This is a genomic window from Pseudomonas sp. XP1, from assembly GCF_053557675.1.
The window spans coordinates 1-15027 of the sequence record NZ_JBNRIJ010000009.1; the positions used below are offsets into that span (position 1 = coordinate 1).

Sequence of the window (15027 nt, forward strand, 5' to 3'; positions counted from 1 at the left end):
GGCTGAAACTCAATGGCCTGAGCCCTGTCAGCTACAGGACTCAGGCTACTGGCTAAAACTGTCCAACTTTTCGGGGGCAGTCCAACCTGTGGGAGCTGGCTTGCCGGCGATGGGACGCGCAGCGTCCCCGATTATTCCAGGTCGAGCTTTTCTTCCAGGCGGTCGAGATGCTTGTGCATCAGCTCCAGCGCCGCCTCTGCATCGCCGCGCTCCACGGCATCGATGATCGCCGCGTGTTCCTGCCACGCGCAGTGGTCGCAGCATGGCGACTCGTAGCGGGCGATGATCAGCGAGGTCATCGGCACCAGGCCGTTGAGGAACCTTGCCAGTGGCGCATTGGCGGCCACCTGCGCCAGCTTCAGGTGAAACTCGCCGCCCAGGCGGATCGCCGCACAACGCTCGCCACTTTCATGGTGCTGGCGCTCGCGCTCCACCAGTTGCCGCAGCTGGCGAACCTGCGCCGGCCGGGCGCGTTGCGCGGCCAGGGTGATCAGCGTGGTTTCGGCCAGGCGCCGGGCGCTGAGCACCTGGCGTGCCTGCTCCGGGTCGGGCGCGGCCAGATGCGCAGTGTGGCTGGGGCGTTGCACCACCACCTGCTGGTCGGACAGGCGCCCGAGCACACGGCGGATCACTGTACGGCTGACGCCGAAGGCATGGCCCAGCGCCTGTTCGGGCAACAGGCTGCCAGGTGGCAGGCGCTGTTCGAGAATGGCATCGAACAGCCGCGGGTAGATCTGCTCGGCCGACAGGCGGGTTTCGCCGGCCGCTAGCAGGGCCGGCAAGTGACGGGCGGCGTTCATGGTCGCTCTCCTGGGGTCATGGATGCTGGTGTTCGTCCGGGATATTCAACGGGATGCCCATGCGCAACCCTTCGGCCAGGATGTGCTGGCGCATCTGGGCACTGGCCTGGGCGCTGCTGCGCTCACGTATGGCGCGCACCACCGCTTCGTTTTCCTTCAGCCGCGCGGCCAGGTGCTCTGGCGAATTGCGCAGCATGTCGGCGCTCTGCTTGAGGGCATTGCCGGTCTGTTGCACCACGCTCTGGAAGATCGGGTTGGTGGTCAGGGCGAACAGCGCTTCATGGAAGGCGATGTAGGCCCTGACGCCGGCTTCGCTGTCATCTGCCTCCAGCGCTTCACGCATGTCCATCAGGGTCAGGCGCAGCTGGCCGATGTCCTGGCTGTTGGCCGACTGCGCCACCAGGCCGACGATGAAAGGCTCAAGGGTGTAGCGCAGCTCCAGCACGTCGGCCAGGCTGGCTGCGGCGCTGGTGTCCTGGCCCGGTTCCTGGGCGGCGGCATCGGCATCCAGCACCAGTACGCCCTTGCCCGGCAGCGAGCGCACCAGGCCCAGGGTTTCCAGCACGGTCACCGCTTCGCGCAGGCTGGGGCGGCTGATACCCAGTTGTTCGGCCAGCTCGCGCTGGCCTGGCAGCATGTCGCCGGTACGCCATTGGCCCCGGGCGAGGGCCTGGCGCAGTTTTTCCACCACTGAGTTGACGACGGTAGATGAGCTGATCACGGTTCGCTCCTGGAAGGGCCGGCATCAGTGCCGGCCGCGTTCGCTCAGAATTCCTGTTGATGGGGGTTGGGCTGCTTGCGTGGCGTGGGGGCGAAGCCGGGTTTGCCATCGAGCACGTTGTGCGCGCGTTCCAGGTCGATGTCCTTCTCCCAGCGGGCAATGGCCACGGTGGCCACGCAGTTGCCGATCAGGTTGGTCAGCGCCCGGCCGATGCCCATGAACCAGTCCACCGCCAGCACCAGTACCAGGCCGACCACCGGGATCGCCGGCACGGCAGTCAGGGTAGCGGCGAGGATCACCAGCGCCGAGCCTGGGATGCCGTGAGCGCCCTTGGAAGTCACCAGCGACACCAGCAGGATGGTCAGCAGGTCGGTCATTGCCAGTGGCGTGCCGGTTGCGTTGGCGATGAACACGATGGCCAGGGTCAGGTAGATGGAGAAACCATCGAGGTTGAACGAATAACCGGTGGGGATCACCAGGCCGACGGTGGAACTGCCGATGCCCAGGTGCTCGAGCTTGCGCATGATCTGTGGCAGTACGGCGTCGGACGAGGCGGTGCCCAGCACGATGGTCAGCTCTTCACGCAGGTATTTGATCAGTGGCAGCAGCTTCAGGCCCGACAGGCGCATGACCGTGCCCAGCACGATCAGTACGAAGCCGGCACAGGTCAGGTAGAACAGCGCCACCAGCCCGCCCAGGTGTTGCAGCGATTCCAGGCCGTACTTGCTGGTGGTGAAGGCGATGGCGCCGAACACGCCGATCGGTGCCAGGCGCACGATCATGCCCATGATGCGGAAGATCACATGGCTCAGTTCGTTGATCAGCCGCGAGATGCCGGCTGCCGAGTCGCCCACCAGGTTCAGCGCGCTGCCGAACAGTACCGAGAACAGCAGTACCTGGAGGATGTTGTTGTCGGCAAAGGCGCCGATCACCGAGGTGGGGATCAGGTCCATGAAGAACGCCGTGGCACCGTGGATGTGCTGGCCGCGCTCGGCCAGGCTGCTGGCGTCGGCGCTGGACAGTTGGTCCAGGTGGATGTTGGCCCCGCTGCCGATGCCGCTGGTGAAGGCGAACACCAGGCCGATCACCAGCGCCAGGGTGGTCAGCACCTCGAAGTAGATCACCGACTTCAGGCCGATACGCCCGACCTTTTTCAGGTCGCCGGCGCCCGAGATACCGCTGACCACCACGCAGAACACGATCAGGCCGATGAGCATCTTGATCAGCTTGATGAAGCCGTCGCCAAGGGGTTTGAGTTGCAGGGAGAGGTCGGGGAAGCTGAGACCGCAGGCGATGCCGAGGGCAAGGCCCAGCACGACTTGAAGGAAGATCGAACGCGAGCACCATTTGAGCATGGGAGGGATCTCTGATCGGTGTCCTTGCTTCGGTAGCCGCACGGGGCGAAAGAGCGCAGGACTTAATTATTGTGGTCTTACCGGTTTGTTCAGCGCGAAGCCATGAAAGCGCGAAAAATCCGACATTGCAAGGATTTTTGGCCTTACCGGTCTGACCAGTTGTGGGGCAATCCAGCCTGCCTCGCTCTAATTCGGTGCGTCTGCCTGGATCCGGCCGCACTGTGGCCGTTCGCAGGCCAATCGCAGCGGCGAACCGCCTGCGCACATGAATCAGATCAGGCTTCGACCAGTGCCTCGGGCACCGCTGCAATCAGCTTGCCAAGCGCCATGCCGACTCCGATGTTTTCGATAACACCATGATTCGCAATGGTTATTTGCATTATGCGGGTGACCTGGAAAAATCCGCGCCCGGCGCATCGCGCGACTGTTGAGCGCGCGTCAGCGAGCCATCGGCTTGACCTCGGCCAGCACCGGATGCGCGACCAGTTTGTCGATGTGCAGAGTGTCGTCGTTCATCCAGCTTTCGCTGAGCAGCCGGTAGTGTTCCATGTCGCGGCAGCGCAGGCGCAGGCTGTAGTCGAAGTGGCCGCTGATCAGCTGGCATTCGTGCACTTCCGGGCAGTTGCGCAGGGTGGCTTCGAAGGCCTTCTGCGCGGCACGCCCGCTTTGGTTGGACAGGGCGACCAGTACTAGCAGCGACACCCCGGGCGCGACCTTCTGCAGGTCGATGATCGCCCCGTAGCCGCGGATCACGCCACGGCGCTCCAGCTTGCGCACACGCTCCAGGCAGGGGCGCGGGGTGAGGTGGACGAGGCTGGAAAGTTTTTCGAAGGTGATGCGACCGTCATGGCGCAGGATGTCGATGATCGCTTCGTCGATGCGGTCCAGGGGGTGGGCGTTGGCGTCCTTGGTGTCCATGCGCTTGGGCTTCGTTCGGAAGAGGGCATGGGACAGGTTAGGCGGTAAAGGGGGCCGCTGCGCGGCCCATCGCGACACAAGGCCGCTCTCACAAGGGATACGCGGTCCTTGTGCAGGAGCGGCCTTGTGGCGCGATGGGCTGCGCAGCAGCCCCAGGATCCATCAGGCGCAGACAGAACCAGCCTTGGGCACCGCCCGCAACTCCACCACCTGCGGCTGCAACAGCCCATACAAATCCTTCGGATCCTCCAGCACCGGCACCAGCCCGATGTCCGTGCCGATACCCATTGCCTGCGCCGTATCCAGCACATAGCGCAAGGCCGAGTAATCCTCCAGAGCAAACCCCACCGAGTCGAACAGCGTCACCTGTTCGGCGCGCTCACGCCCCTTGGCTTCCCCGGCAACCACACGCCAGAACTCGGTCACAGGCGAGTCCGCCGGCATCTGCTGGATCTCGCCTTCCACCCGGCTCTGCGGTTCGTACTCGACGATCACCCGGGCCCGCTCGACAATCGCCCGGTGCAGCTCGGTCTTGCCCGGGCAGTCACCCCCCACTGCATTCAGGTGCATGCCCGGCTCGATCATCTCCGGGGTGAGAATGGTGGCGCAGGCCTTGTCGGCGGTCACCGTCGTGACGATATCGGCCCCGCGCACCGCTTCGGCCACGGAGCTGGCGATGCTCAGCTTGAGGCCGGGGCGGTTGGTCAGGTTGGCGACCAGCTTGGCCGAGGCGGCCGGGTCGATGTCGTACAGGCGGATTTCATCGATGCCCAGCAGGGCATTGAAGGCGATGGCTTGGAACTCGCTCTGCGAGCCATTGCCGATCAACGCCATGCTGCGGCTGTCTTCGCGCGCCAGGTAGCGGGCGGCAAGGGCCGAAGTGGCCGCAGTGCGGATGGCGGTGGTCAGGGTCATTTCACTGAGCAGCAACGGTGCACCGGTATCGACGCTCGCCAGGGCGCCGAAGGCCATTACCGTGGGCAGGCCATGGCGAGTGTTCTTCGGATGGCCGTTGACGTACTTGAAGGCGTAGCGGCTGGCGTCCGAGATTGGCATCAGCTCGATCACGCCGTCCGCCGAATGGTTGGCCACCCGGGCGCATTTTTCGAAGGCGGGCCAGCGCAGGTAGTCCTGGCGGATGTACTCGGCCATTTCCAGCAGGCACGTGGGCAGGCCTTTGCGGTTGACCAGGCGGGCCAGGTCTTGCACATCGATATAGCGGGTCATGAGGGGTCTCCCTGCGGTCGACGCTTCCAGAGTGGGTTCTGGTTTGATTGTGCGGCGGGTGGGGAGGTAAAGCTGGCTGTAATGGGTTGTGGCGGCAGCGGCTTTGGCTGATTTCGCTGCGCTGGCAGCCGAATCGGCTGTGGCTGCCTGGGTCGGCCCTATCGCCGGCAAGCCGGCTCCCACAGGGATATCACAGGCCTTGAGAGCGGCGCTGTACCTGTGGGAGATTGCCCAGTCCTTTGGGCTGCGCTGTCGCACAGGGAACAATGCTCGAGAGCGTGCCACATTCCCTTGTGGGAGCTGGCTTGCCGGCGATGAGGCCAGCACAGGCAAAGGCAATCATCGCTCACGCAACCGCTTGTACAGCGTGGTGCGGCTGATCCCAAGCCCGCGCGCCACCGCCGACAGGTTGCCGTTGGCTTGCTCCACCAGCGCGTGCAGGTCCGCTTCCTCAGTGGCAAGCAGCACGGGGGCCTGCAACTCGGCCAGAAATCCTGCAGGCAGGTGCTCGACGCCAACCGGCCCATTGCCCGCCAAGGCCAGCGCCACCTGCAGCACACTCACCAATTCACGCATGTTCCCCGGCCAGGGGTGCTGATCGAGCAGTTCGATAATGGCCGCAGGCAGCCGCGCAGGCTGCCCGGGGTCGCGGTAGCGTGCATGCACCTGTTCGATAAGTTGCCGGCGGTCACTGCGCTCGCGCAGAGGCGGTAACACCACTGCCAGCCCGGCGATGCGGTAATACAGGTCCTGGCGAAAGCGCCCGGCGCGCACTTCTTTGGCCAGGTCGCGGTTGCTCGCCGACACCACGCGAATATCCACCGCCACCGGTTCGCCGCTGCCCAACGGCTGAATACTGCGCGTCTGCAGCACGCGCAGCAGGCGGGCTTGGGTGGGCAGTGGCATATCGCCGATTTCGTCGAGGAACAGGATGCCGTGGTGGGCCTTGCGAATCAGCCCTGGGTTGCCCTTCTGGTGGGCGCCGGTGAATGCGCCCTTGTCGTAGCCGAACAGTTCCGACTCCACCAACTCGGCCGGGATCGCCGCGCAGTTGACCGCGATCAGCGGCTGGCTGGCGCGGCTGCTGGCCCGGTGCAGGGTATCGACGAATACCTCCTTGCCTACGCCGGTCTCCCCCTGCACCAGCACCGGGATGTCCTTTTCCAGCAGCAGGCCGGCCTGTGCCAGGGCCTTTTCCAGGCGTGGATCGGCGCTGCAGGCAGCGGGGCGGCCGGGGGCCTCACGCGGCGGCTGCCACTGGCAATGAAAGCGGTTGCGCCCGGTGGCTTGCAGGGCAAAGGGTTGTTGCCGGGGATGGCTGAGCAGTTGTTGCACGGGCAACTGGAACAGTTGCGCGATGTTCTGCAGCAGCGGGTTGCACCCGAGCAGGGTGTCTGCCCGGTGATTGGCGGCCAGCACCTGCCCGTGCTCATCGAACACCAGCAGGCCGGCCCAGGGGCTGTCGAGGTTGTCGGAGGCGCTGTTGAAGATCAGCTGAGCGTGCCGGTCGGCGTGCTCGGCGAGGATCAGGCGGTTCTCCAGGCTCTGGCCCATCATGCGTACCAGGCCCAGGGTCTGGCTGGCGGGCAGGTAGCCGTCGCTGGCTACATCTAGCACCCCGACCAGCTGCCGCTCGGCGTCGAACAGCGGCGCGGCGGCGCTGGACATGTAGCGGTTCTGGCGCAGGAAGTGCTCGTCCTGGCCCACGTGGATCGCCTCGGCGCAAACCAACGCGGTGCCCAGCGCATTGGTGCCGACACCGCGCTCGTGCCAATGGGCACCAGCGCTGAAGCCATGCTGCTGGCGCGGTTCGATGAAGCGCCGCGAGCCCCAGCTGTCGAGCAGGCAGCCGCTGGCATCGGCCAGCATCACCAGGTAGCTGGCATTGCCCAGCAGGTGCGCATATTGCGGCAGCACCGCTTCGCGGGTCAGGCGCAGCAGGGCCTGGCGCTGCTCCAGCAGGGCGTTCAGCTCGGTGCGGGTCAGGCAGTCGAAGTCGGGGGCGTGCTGGGGTTGCAGGCCGTGGTCGCGGCAACGGGCCCAGGAGGCCTGGATCAGTTGGGCATGGGGCGAAGCGGATGCGGCCATGGGCCTGTCCTGTGTGATTGTTGTCATGGGGCCGACCGCTGTTCAGTGTCGTGCACGGTTGTTCAATGTCAAACCGGCAAGTGTTCAGTTGTTCAGTGCTTGTGTTCACTTGTGAACCTGCGATTGGCCAGTGTTGCCGGCCAGGCTCCGGGCCAGACGGTCGCGGCGCAACTGGCACGAAACTGGCTGTGCCCAGCAGACAAAAACCACAAGAAGGCCACGCCATGTCCCTGGTGCTGGAACAGGTCAGTCGCAGTGTCGACAACCAGGCCTGGATCGTCGATGCCTCGCTGCGTTTCGAACCCGGCTCGTTCAACGTGCTGCTGGGCCGCACCCTGGCTGGCAAGACCAGCCTGATGCGCCTGATGGCCGGGCTCGATCGCCCGGACCGTGGGCGGGTGCTGATGGATGGCCAGGACGTGACTGGCGTGCCGGTGCGCCAGCCCAATGTTTCGATGGTGTATCAGCAGTTCATCAACTACCCGAACCTCAGCGTGTACGAGAACATTGCGTCGCCGCTGCGTCAGGCACGCATGGACGAGCCCCAGATTCGCCGACGAGTGCAGGAAACCGCCGAAATGCTGCGCATCGAAGCCTATTTGCAGCGCCTGCCGCTGGAACTGTCCGGTGGCCAGCAACAACGCACGGCAATGGCCCGGGCGCTGGTCAAGGATGCCTCGCTGATCCTGTTCGACGAACCACTGGTCAACCTCGACTACAAGCTGCGCGAGGGCCTGCGCCAGGAGCTGCGCGAACTGTTCGCGGCGCGCCACTGCATTGCCGTGTATGCCACCACCGAGCCCAACGAGGCGCTGGCTCTGGGCGGCACCACCACCCTGGTGCATGAGGGCCGTATCGTCCAGAGCGGGCCTACCGCCGAGGTCTACCAGCGCCCGGGCAGCGTGCTGGCCGCCGAGCTGTTTTCCGAGCCACCGATCAACCTGGTGCCTGGCCGTATCAGCGGCAACGATGTGAGCCTGGCCCAGGCCGTGCACTTTGCCCGTAATGCCGACTTGCAGCCGCTTGCCGAAGGTGACTACCGCTTTGGCGTGCGGCCCAGCCACATCAGCCTGGTGCCGGCACACGACGACGACCTGGAATTGTCTGTGCTGGTGGAGCTGGCCGAGATCAGTGGTTCAGAGACCTTCCTGCATGTGCGCAACGAACACTGGCGCATGATCCTGCACCTGCCAGGGGTGCACGAATACCAGGTGGACACACCGATCCGCGTGTTCATCCCCACCCACAAGTTGTTCGTGTTCGACAGCGCCGGGGCGCTGGTGCAGGCCCCGGGGCTGCGCCAGGCAAGGAGAGGATGATGGCCGAGATCCGCCTGCGCCAACTGGCGCACAGCTACAGCCGCCAGCCCGCCAGCGAGGCGGAGTATGCCCTGCACGCGCTGGAGCATGTGTGGGAGCAGGGCGGGGCCTACGCCTTGCTCGGGCCGTCGGGCTGCGGCAAGTCGACCTTGCTCAACATCATTTCCGGGCTGCTGACACCGTCCCACGGCGAGGTGCTGTTCGACGGCAAGCCGGTCAACCAGCTTTCACCGCAGGCGCGCAATATCGCCCAGGTGTTCCAGTTCCCGGTGGTTTACGACACCATGACGGTGTTCGACAACCTGGCGTTTCCCTTGCGCAACCAGGGGCTGGACGCAGCCCGGGTGCAGGCTCGGGTGGAGGAGATTGCCGAGGTGCTCGACCTTTCGGCCGTGCTGCGCAAGAAGGCGCGCAACCTCAGTGCCGACGAAAAGCAGAAGGTCTCCATGGGCCGTGGCCTGGTGCGTGATGACGTGTCAGCGATCCTGTTCGACGAGCCGCTGACGGTGATCGACCCGCACCTGAAGTGGAAGCTGCGGCGCAAGCTCAAGCAGATCCACGAGCAGTTCAACATCACCATGATCTACGTCACCCACGACCAGCTGGAGGCCTCGACGTTCGCCGACAAGATCGCGGTGATGCACGGCGGGCGCATCGTCCAGTTCGGTACCCCGCGCGAACTGTTCGAGCGGCCGCGGCATACCTTCGTCGGTTACTTCATCGGTAGCCCGGGGATGAACCTGATCGACGTACGCGCCGACGCGGACGGGGTGGTATTCGGCGATATTCACCTGGTGCTGCCCGGGCAACTGCGGGAGCACCTGCGAGAGCGCCTGGCGGCCACTGGCGGTGGTCGCCTTCAGGTAGGCATCCGCCCGGAATTCGTGCAGCTGTGGGACGGCCCGTTCGATGACGCCTACCCGGCGCGGGTGCTGGATGTCGAGGACCTGGGCACCTACCGCATCGTCACCCTCGAACTGGGCGGTGTCGCGCTCAAGGCGCGCCTGGGCGAGGACCGCCCGCTGCCGGTGGCCCAGGCCTGGGTCAGCCTGCCGGCGCAGTGGCTGATGCTGTACCTCGACGATGTGCTGCTGGAGGCCGGGCCATGAACAAGGTACCGAACAACAAGGCCTGGTGGCTGGTGCTGCCGGTGTTCCTGCTGGTGGCATTCAGTGCGGTGGTGCCGATGATGACGGTGGTCAACTATTCGGTGCAGGACATTTTCGACCAGTCCAACCGCTACTTCGTCGGCGCCGACTGGTACCGCCAGGTGCTGCGCGACCCGGCGCTGCACGATGCGCTGCTGCGCCAGTTCATCTATTCCGCCTGCGTGCTGCTGATCGAGATCCCGCTGGGCATCGCCATTGCCCTGACCATGCCGACCAAGGGGCGCATGGCCTCGGTGTGCCTGATCGTCATGGCCATCCCGCTGCTGATCCCCTGGAACGTGGTCGGCACAATCTGGCAGATTTTCGGCCGCGCCGACATCGGCCTGCTCGGCGCCACCCTGGCCAAGCTCGGGATCAGCTACAACTACGCCGGCGACCCGTTCGATGCTTGGCTGACCGTGCTGGTGATGGACGTATGGCACTGGACATCGCTGGTGGCGTTGCTCTGTTATTCGGGGCTGCGCGCCATTCCCGATGTGTACTACCAGGCTGCGCGCATCGATCGCGCCTCGGGCTGGGCGGTGTTCCGCCATATCCAGTTGCCCAAGCTGAAGAACGTACTGCTGATTGCGGTGATGCTGCGCTTCATGGACAGCTTCATGATCTACACCGAGCCCTTCGTGCTGACCGGTGGCGGGCCGGGCAACGCCACCACCTTCCTCAGCCAGACGCTCACGCGCATGGCCGTGGGGCAGTTCGACCTGGGCCCGGCGGCGGCGTTCTCGCTGGTGTACTTCCTGATCATCCTGCTGGTTTCGTGGCTGTTCTATACAGCCATGACCCATGCCGACAAGGACTAGGCCATGAGCACGCGCAAATCGCTGGCCCTGCTGCTGTACTTCTTCTTCCTGCTGGTGCCGATCTACTGGCTGCTGAACATGTCGTTCAAGAGCAACACCGAGATCCTCGGCGGCCTGACCCTGTGGCCGCAGGCGTTCACCCTCGACAACTACCGGGTGATCTTCACCGATGCCAGCTGGTACAGCGGCTACATCAATTCGCTGTATTACGTGTGCCTGAACACGTTGATTTCGCTGCTGGTGGCGCTGCCAGCGGCATATGCCTTCTCGCGCTACCGCTTCCTCGGTGACCGGCACCTGTTCTTCTGGCTGCTGACCAACCGCATGGCGCCACCGGCGGTGTTCCTGCTGCCGTTCTTCCAGCTGTATTCGTCGATCGGCCTGTTCGATACCCATATCGCCGTAGCCCTGGCGCACTGCCTGTTCAACGTGCCGCTGGCGGTGTGGATCCTCGAGGGGTTCATGTCTGGTGTGCCGAAGGAAATCGACGAAACAGCCTACATCGACGGCTACAGCTTCCCGCGCTTCTTCGTGAAGATCTTCATCCCGCTGATTGGCTCCGGCATCGGCGTGACGGCATTTTTCTGTTTCATGTTCTCCTGGGTCGAGCTGCTGCTGGCGCGCACCCTGACTTCGGTGAATGCCAAACCGATCGCCGCGGTGATGACCCGTACCGTGTCGGCCTCGGGCATCGATTGGGGCGTGTTGGCGGCTGCAGGGGTACTGACCATCTTGCCGGGCATGCTGGTGATCTGGTTCGTGCGCAACCATGTGGCCAAGGGCTTCGCCCTGGGCCGGGTTTGAGGAGGGCATGGCATGGAGTGGATGGCCTGGACCTTGCCGACGGCGTTGTTCTTCGCCGCCGTTGGCGTGCTGCTGCTGGGCATGACCCTGCTCGAACTGCGCCGCCCCTGCGTGGAGCGACGCGGCTTCCTGCCGCTGGTCACCAGCCGTGGCGACCGCTTGTTCATCGGCCTGCTGGCCAGCGCCTACCTGCATTTGCTGGTGGTTGGCGTCAGCGAGTGGCCTTTGTGGGTGGCCTCGCTGCTGTCGCTGGCGTGGCTGATGGTGGTGCTGCGCTGGGGCTGAGCGAGCGGCCCTGTGGGATAACTGAAACGGGAGATCACAATGTTCGACAACAAGTACAACAGGCGACATTTGACCCTGGCCGCGTTGCTGGTGCTGGCCAGCGTGCAGGGCACAGCCTGGGCCGACCAGTACGAGGATGCGGCAAGGAAGTGGCTCGGCAGTGAGTTCAAGCCGTCAACCCTTACCCCTGAACAGCAGCTGGCCGAGTTGAAGTGGTTCATCAAGGCTGCCGAGCCGTTCCGTGGCATGAAGATCAACGTGGTGTCGGAAACCATCACCACCCATGAATACGAGTCCAAGGTGCTGGCCAAGGCCTTCAGCGAAATCACCGGTATCCAGCTGACCCACGACCTGCTGCAGGAAGGCGATGTGGTGGAAAAGCTGCAGACACAGATGCAGTCGGACAAGAACATCTATGACGGCTGGGTCAACGACTCCGACCTGATCGGTACGCACTTTCGCTACGGCAAGGTGGAATCGATCACCGACCTGATGGCCAACGAAGGCAAGGACTACACCTCGCCGACCCTGGACCTGAAGGACTTCATCGGCATTTCCTTCACCACTGCCCCGGATGGCAAGGTCTACCAACTGCCTGACCAGCAGTTCGCCAACCTCTACTGGTTCCGTGCCGACTGGTTCGAGCGGCCCGAACTGAAGGCCAGGTTCAAGGAAAAGTACGGCTACGAGCTTGGCGTACCGGTGAATTGGTCGGCCTACGAGGACATTGCCAAATTCTTCACCGAAGACGTCAAGGAAATCGACGGCAAACGCGTCTATGGCCATATGGACTACGGCAAGAAAGACCCGTCGCTGGGCTGGCGCTTCACCGATGCCTGGTTCTCCATGGCGGGTGGCGGCGACAAAGGTTTGCCCAATGGCTTGCCAGTGGACGAATGGGGCATTCGCGTGGAGGACTGCCACCCGGTGGGGTCCAGCGTGACCCGTGGTGGCGACACCAACGGCCCGGCCGCCGTGTATGCCACGCAGAAGTACGTGGACTGGATGCGTGCCTATGCGCCCAAGGAAGCCCAGGGCATGACATTTTCCGAAGCCGGCCCGGTGCCGGCCCAGGGCAATATCGCCCAGCAGATCTTCTGGTACACCGCGTTTACCGCCGACATGACCAAGCCCGGTTTGCCGGTGGTGAATGCCGACGGCACGCCGAAGTGGCGCATGGCGCCTTCGCCGAAGGGGCCGTACTGGGAGGAGGGTATGAAGCTGGGCTACCAGGACACCGGTTCGTGGACCTTCTTCAAGTCCACACCCGAGAAGCAACGCCTGGCTGCGTGGCTGTATGCTCAGTTCGTCACATCCAAGACCGTGTCGCTGAAAAAGACCATCGTCGGCCTCACGCCGATTCGCGAATCGGACATCAACTCCCAGGCCATGACCGAGCTGGCGCCCAAGCTGGGCGGGTTGGTGGAGTTCTATCGCAGCCCGGCGCGGGTGCAGTGGACGCCGACCGGCACCAACGTTCCGGATTACCCGCGGTTGGCACAGTTGTGGTGGAGCCACATCGCCGAAGTGGCCAGTGGAGAAAAGACCCCGCAGGAAGCGCTGGACGGCCTGGCTCGCGACCAGGACCGGATGATGGAGCGCTTGCAGCGCTCCAACGCCCAGGCCACCTGCGCACCGAAGCTGAACCCGGAGAAGGACGCCCAGTACTGGTTCGACCAGCCAGGGGCGCCGAAACCGAAACTCGCCAACGAAAAGCCCAAGGGCGAGACGGTCAGCTACAACGAACTGCTGAAGTCGTGGGAGGCGGCCAGGAAGTGATCGGCTGAGCTCCGCGCCGGCTTCTTCGCGGGTAAACCCGCTCCCACAGGGGATATCACAGCCTTCGTTGACTGCGCAGTACCTGTGGGAGCGGGTTTACCCGCGAAGAGGGCGGTGCAGCCATCAAGAAACTTCAGCCAAAAAAAACGGCACCTGCCAGAGGTGCCGTTTTCATATCACGCGGTATTACTTGTGCAGCTCTTCCGCCGCATACAGCGTGTTTTCCAGCAGGCATGCGCGGGTCATCGGCCCGACGCCGCCCGGCACCGGCGTGATCCAGCCGGCGCGCGGCAGGGCGGTCTCGTAGACCACGTCGCCGACCAGCTTGCCGTCTTCCTGGCGGTTGATGCCCACGTCAATGACGATGGCACCTTCCTTGATCCACTCACCCTTGACCAGGCCCGGCTTGCCTGCGGCCACTACCACCAGGTCGGCGCGGCCGACATGGCCGGCGAGGTCCTTGGTGAAGCGATGGCAGACGGTCACGGTGCAGCCGGCCAGCAGCAGCTCCATGGCCATTGGGCGGCCAACGATGTTGGACGCGCCGACGATGACCGCGTTCATGCCGTACAGGTCCTGGCCGGTGCTTTCCAGCAGGGTCATGATGCCCTTCGGCGTGCACGGGCGCAGCAGCGGGATGCGCTGGGCCAGGCGGCCGATGTTGTACGGGTGGAAGCCGTCCACGTCCTTGTCCGGGCGGATGCGCTCGAGCAGCAGCGAGGCGTCCAGGTGCGCCGGCAGCGGCAACTGCAGCAGGATACCGTCGACGGCCGGGTCGTCATTGAGGCGGTCGATCAGCTCGGTCAGGGCCTGCTGCGTGGTTTCGCTGGGCAGGTCGAACGCCTGCGAAATGAAGCCGACCTCTTCGCAGTCCTTGCGCTTGTGCGAGACATAGACTTGGGAGGCGGGGTCGGTGCCGACCAGGATCACCGCCAGGCCCGGCGTACGCAGGCCTTGCTGGCGACGCTCCACGACACGTTGAGCGATCTGCTGGCGCAGGCTGGCGGCGATCGCCTTGCCATCGATTAGGTGTGCAGTCATAGACGCGTGATTAACCATCGAGAAGGAAACAATTAAAGAGGGCGCATTCTCGCACGACATGGGCCAAGGGCAAAGGCGGGTGGTCGGGCAAATCCCCTAAGCCCTTAAATAATTTAAATTTTTTTGAGAAAGGTGTTGACGACTTTCAGGCCCGCCTATAAGATTCGCCGCACTTGTCGGGCACAGCCTAGCACTGGTTGGCTAAGTCGGGCAGAATGAGTGGTTTAGCAGTTATCTGTTAAGGTCTCGTTCGGTTAGGCTTCAAGCTTAAGCGCCCGTAGCTCAGCTGGATAGAGCATCCGCCTTCTAAGCGGATGGTCGCAGGTTCGAGTCCTGCCGGGTGCGCCATTAGGCAGCTTTGGCAAGCAAGTAGGCTGTAATGCAATATGGTGGGCGTAGCTCAGTTGGTAGAGCGCTGGATTGTGATTCCAGTTGTCGTGGGTTCGATTCCCATCGTCCACCCCATATTCTTCAAAGGCGCCTCGATAGCATCTGGCGCCTTTGTTTTAAGCGTTACGCGGACGTGGTGAAATTGGTAGACACACTGGATTTAGGTTCCAGCGGCGCAAGCTGTAAGAGTTCGAGTCTCTTCGTCCGCACCATGCTTCTGTAAGGCTGTACCGCAACATCGCAAGACTGCAATATGGTGGGCGTAGCTCAGTTGGTAGAGCGCTGGATTGTGATTCCAGTTGTCGTGGGTTCGATTCCCATCGTCCACCCC

Annotated in this window: 13 protein-coding genes and 4 tRNA genes; 10 read left to right on the forward strand and 7 right to left on the reverse strand. The window is 63.8% G+C overall.

The window, feature by feature from the left end; translation table 11 throughout:
* Positions 1–131 precede the first annotated feature (131 nt).
* The 6 genes from ACK1U9_RS10430 to ACK1U9_RS10455 form a co-directional block, all read right to left on the reverse strand.
* A complete protein-coding gene (locus ACK1U9_RS10430) occupies positions 132–800 on the reverse strand; it encodes a GntR family transcriptional regulator (protein ID WP_046616823.1) in 669 nt (222 codons plus the stop codon).
* A 16-nt stretch (positions 801–816) separates the two neighbouring features.
* Positions 817–1521, reverse strand: a complete 705-nt coding sequence (locus tag ACK1U9_RS10435) for a FadR/GntR family transcriptional regulator (RefSeq protein ID WP_085600176.1) — start codon at positions 1519–1521, stop codon at positions 817–819.
* Between the two features lie 44 nt (positions 1522–1565).
* On the reverse strand, positions 1566–2876 hold the full coding sequence (locus tag ACK1U9_RS10440; RefSeq protein WP_003260726.1) for a C4-dicarboxylate transporter DctA: 1311 nt from the start codon (positions 2874–2876) through the stop codon (positions 1566–1568).
* A gap of 438 nt (positions 2877–3314) precedes the next feature.
* Entirely contained in the window at positions 3315–3794 is a 480-nt protein-coding gene (locus ACK1U9_RS10445; RefSeq protein ID WP_025338409.1) for an Lrp/AsnC family transcriptional regulator, read from the reverse strand.
* A gap of 162 nt (positions 3795–3956) precedes the next feature.
* Positions 3957–5021 carry an ornithine cyclodeaminase gene (locus ACK1U9_RS10450; RefSeq protein ID WP_449109873.1) on the reverse strand — a complete coding sequence of 355 codons (1065 nt, stop codon included), beginning with the start codon at positions 5019–5021 and terminating at the stop codon, positions 3957–3959.
* A gap of 339 nt (positions 5022–5360) precedes the next feature.
* Positions 5361–7109: a sigma-54-dependent Fis family transcriptional regulator gene (locus tag ACK1U9_RS10455; protein WP_449109874.1), complete on the reverse strand. Its 1749-nt coding sequence runs from the start codon at positions 7107–7109 to the stop codon at positions 5361–5363.
* A gap of 224 nt (positions 7110–7333) precedes the next feature.
* Here ACK1U9_RS10455 and ACK1U9_RS10460 point away from each other — a divergent pair, with 224 nt between their 5' ends.
* Genes ACK1U9_RS10460 through ACK1U9_RS10485 form a run of 6 tightly spaced genes read left to right on the forward strand, consistent with a single transcriptional unit; the run spans position 7334 to position 13265 of the window.
* Complete coding sequence (locus ACK1U9_RS10460; protein ID WP_449109875.1) at positions 7334–8428, forward strand: ABC transporter ATP-binding protein; 1095 nt, start codon at positions 7334–7336, stop codon at positions 8426–8428.
* Positions 8428–9537 (forward strand): ABC transporter ATP-binding protein, encoded by a 1110-nt coding sequence (locus tag ACK1U9_RS10465; protein WP_449109876.1) that lies wholly within the window; start codon positions 8428–8430, stop codon positions 9535–9537. The genes ACK1U9_RS10460 and ACK1U9_RS10465 overlap by 1 nt, the downstream gene beginning before the upstream one ends.
* Entirely contained in the window at positions 9534–10397 is an 864-nt protein-coding gene (locus tag ACK1U9_RS10470; protein WP_046616829.1) for a carbohydrate ABC transporter permease, read from the forward strand. Before ACK1U9_RS10465 ends, ACK1U9_RS10470 begins: the two co-directional genes overlap by 4 nt.
* Before the next feature lie 3 nt (positions 10398–10400).
* Positions 10401–11201: a carbohydrate ABC transporter permease gene (locus ACK1U9_RS10475; RefSeq protein WP_013971876.1), complete on the forward strand. Its 801-nt coding sequence runs from the start codon at positions 10401–10403 to the stop codon at positions 11199–11201.
* 12 nt (positions 11202–11213) lie between these two features.
* A complete protein-coding gene (locus ACK1U9_RS10480; protein WP_338460290.1) occupies positions 11214–11486 on the forward strand; it encodes a DUF2160 domain-containing protein in 273 nt (90 codons plus the stop codon).
* A gap of 39 nt (positions 11487–11525) precedes the next feature.
* Positions 11526–13265, forward strand: coding sequence for an ABC transporter substrate-binding protein (locus ACK1U9_RS10485; RefSeq protein WP_046616830.1), 1740 nt, complete (start codon positions 11526–11528; stop codon positions 13263–13265).
* A gap of 186 nt (positions 13266–13451) precedes the next feature.
* Here the strand turns inward: ACK1U9_RS10485 and folD are convergent, their stop codons facing one another.
* Positions 13452–14306, reverse strand: a complete 855-nt coding sequence (gene folD / locus ACK1U9_RS10490; protein ID WP_013971879.1) for a bifunctional methylenetetrahydrofolate dehydrogenase/methenyltetrahydrofolate cyclohydrolase FolD — start codon at positions 14304–14306, stop codon at positions 13452–13454.
* 271 nt (positions 14307–14577) lie between these two features.
* On the opposite strand from folD, the gene ACK1U9_RS10495 reads away from it, so the two are divergent.
* The 4 genes from ACK1U9_RS10495 to ACK1U9_RS10510 all read left to right on the forward strand — a co-directional run bounded on the left by ACK1U9_RS10495 (position 14578) and on the right by ACK1U9_RS10510 (position 15025).
* Positions 14578–14654: transfer RNA gene (locus tag ACK1U9_RS10495), tRNA-Arg, on the forward strand.
* A 41-nt stretch (positions 14655–14695) separates the two neighbouring features.
* A tRNA-His gene (locus ACK1U9_RS10500) sits at positions 14696–14771 on the forward strand.
* Between the two features lie 52 nt (positions 14772–14823).
* Positions 14824–14908: transfer RNA gene (locus ACK1U9_RS10505), tRNA-Leu, on the forward strand.
* Positions 14909–14952: 44 nt separating this feature from the next.
* Positions 14953–15025: transfer RNA gene (locus ACK1U9_RS10510), tRNA-His, on the forward strand.
* Positions 15026–15027: the final 2 nt, after the last annotated feature.

Excerpts from the sequence above, each read along its gene's own strand:
- ACK1U9_RS10430 (WP_046616823.1), bottom strand. The coding sequence starts at position 800 with ATGAACGCCGCCCGTCACTTGCCGGCCCTGCTAGCGGCCGGCGAAACC.
- ACK1U9_RS10440 (WP_003260726.1), bottom strand. The coding sequence starts at position 2,876 with ATGCTCAAATGGTGCTCGCGTTCGATCTTCCTTCAAGTCGTGCTGGGC.
- ACK1U9_RS10445 (WP_025338409.1), bottom strand. The coding sequence starts at position 3,794 with ATGGACACCAAGGACGCCAACGCCCACCCCCTGGACCGCATCGACGAA.
- ACK1U9_RS10450 (WP_449109873.1), bottom strand. The coding sequence starts at position 5,021 with ATGACCCGCTATATCGATGTGCAAGACCTGGCCCGCCTGGTCAACCGC.
- ACK1U9_RS10455 (WP_449109874.1), bottom strand. The coding sequence starts at position 7,109 with ATGGCCGCATCCGCTTCGCCCCATGCCCAACTGATCCAGGCCTCCTGG.
- ACK1U9_RS10460 (WP_449109875.1), top strand. The coding sequence starts at position 7,334 with ATGTCCCTGGTGCTGGAACAGGTCAGTCGCAGTGTCGACAACCAGGCC.
- ACK1U9_RS10465 (WP_449109876.1), top strand. The coding sequence starts at position 8,428 with ATGGCCGAGATCCGCCTGCGCCAACTGGCGCACAGCTACAGCCGCCAG.
- ACK1U9_RS10470 (WP_046616829.1), top strand. The coding sequence starts at position 9,534 with ATGAACAAGGTACCGAACAACAAGGCCTGGTGGCTGGTGCTGCCGGTG.
- ACK1U9_RS10475 (WP_013971876.1), top strand. The coding sequence starts at position 10,401 with ATGAGCACGCGCAAATCGCTGGCCCTGCTGCTGTACTTCTTCTTCCTG.
- ACK1U9_RS10480 (WP_338460290.1), top strand. The coding sequence starts at position 11,214 with ATGGAGTGGATGGCCTGGACCTTGCCGACGGCGTTGTTCTTCGCCGCC.
- ACK1U9_RS10485 (WP_046616830.1), top strand. The coding sequence starts at position 11,526 with ATGTTCGACAACAAGTACAACAGGCGACATTTGACCCTGGCCGCGTTG.
- folD (WP_013971879.1), bottom strand. The coding sequence starts at position 14,306 with ATGACTGCACACCTAATCGATGGCAAGGCGATCGCCGCCAGCCTGCGC.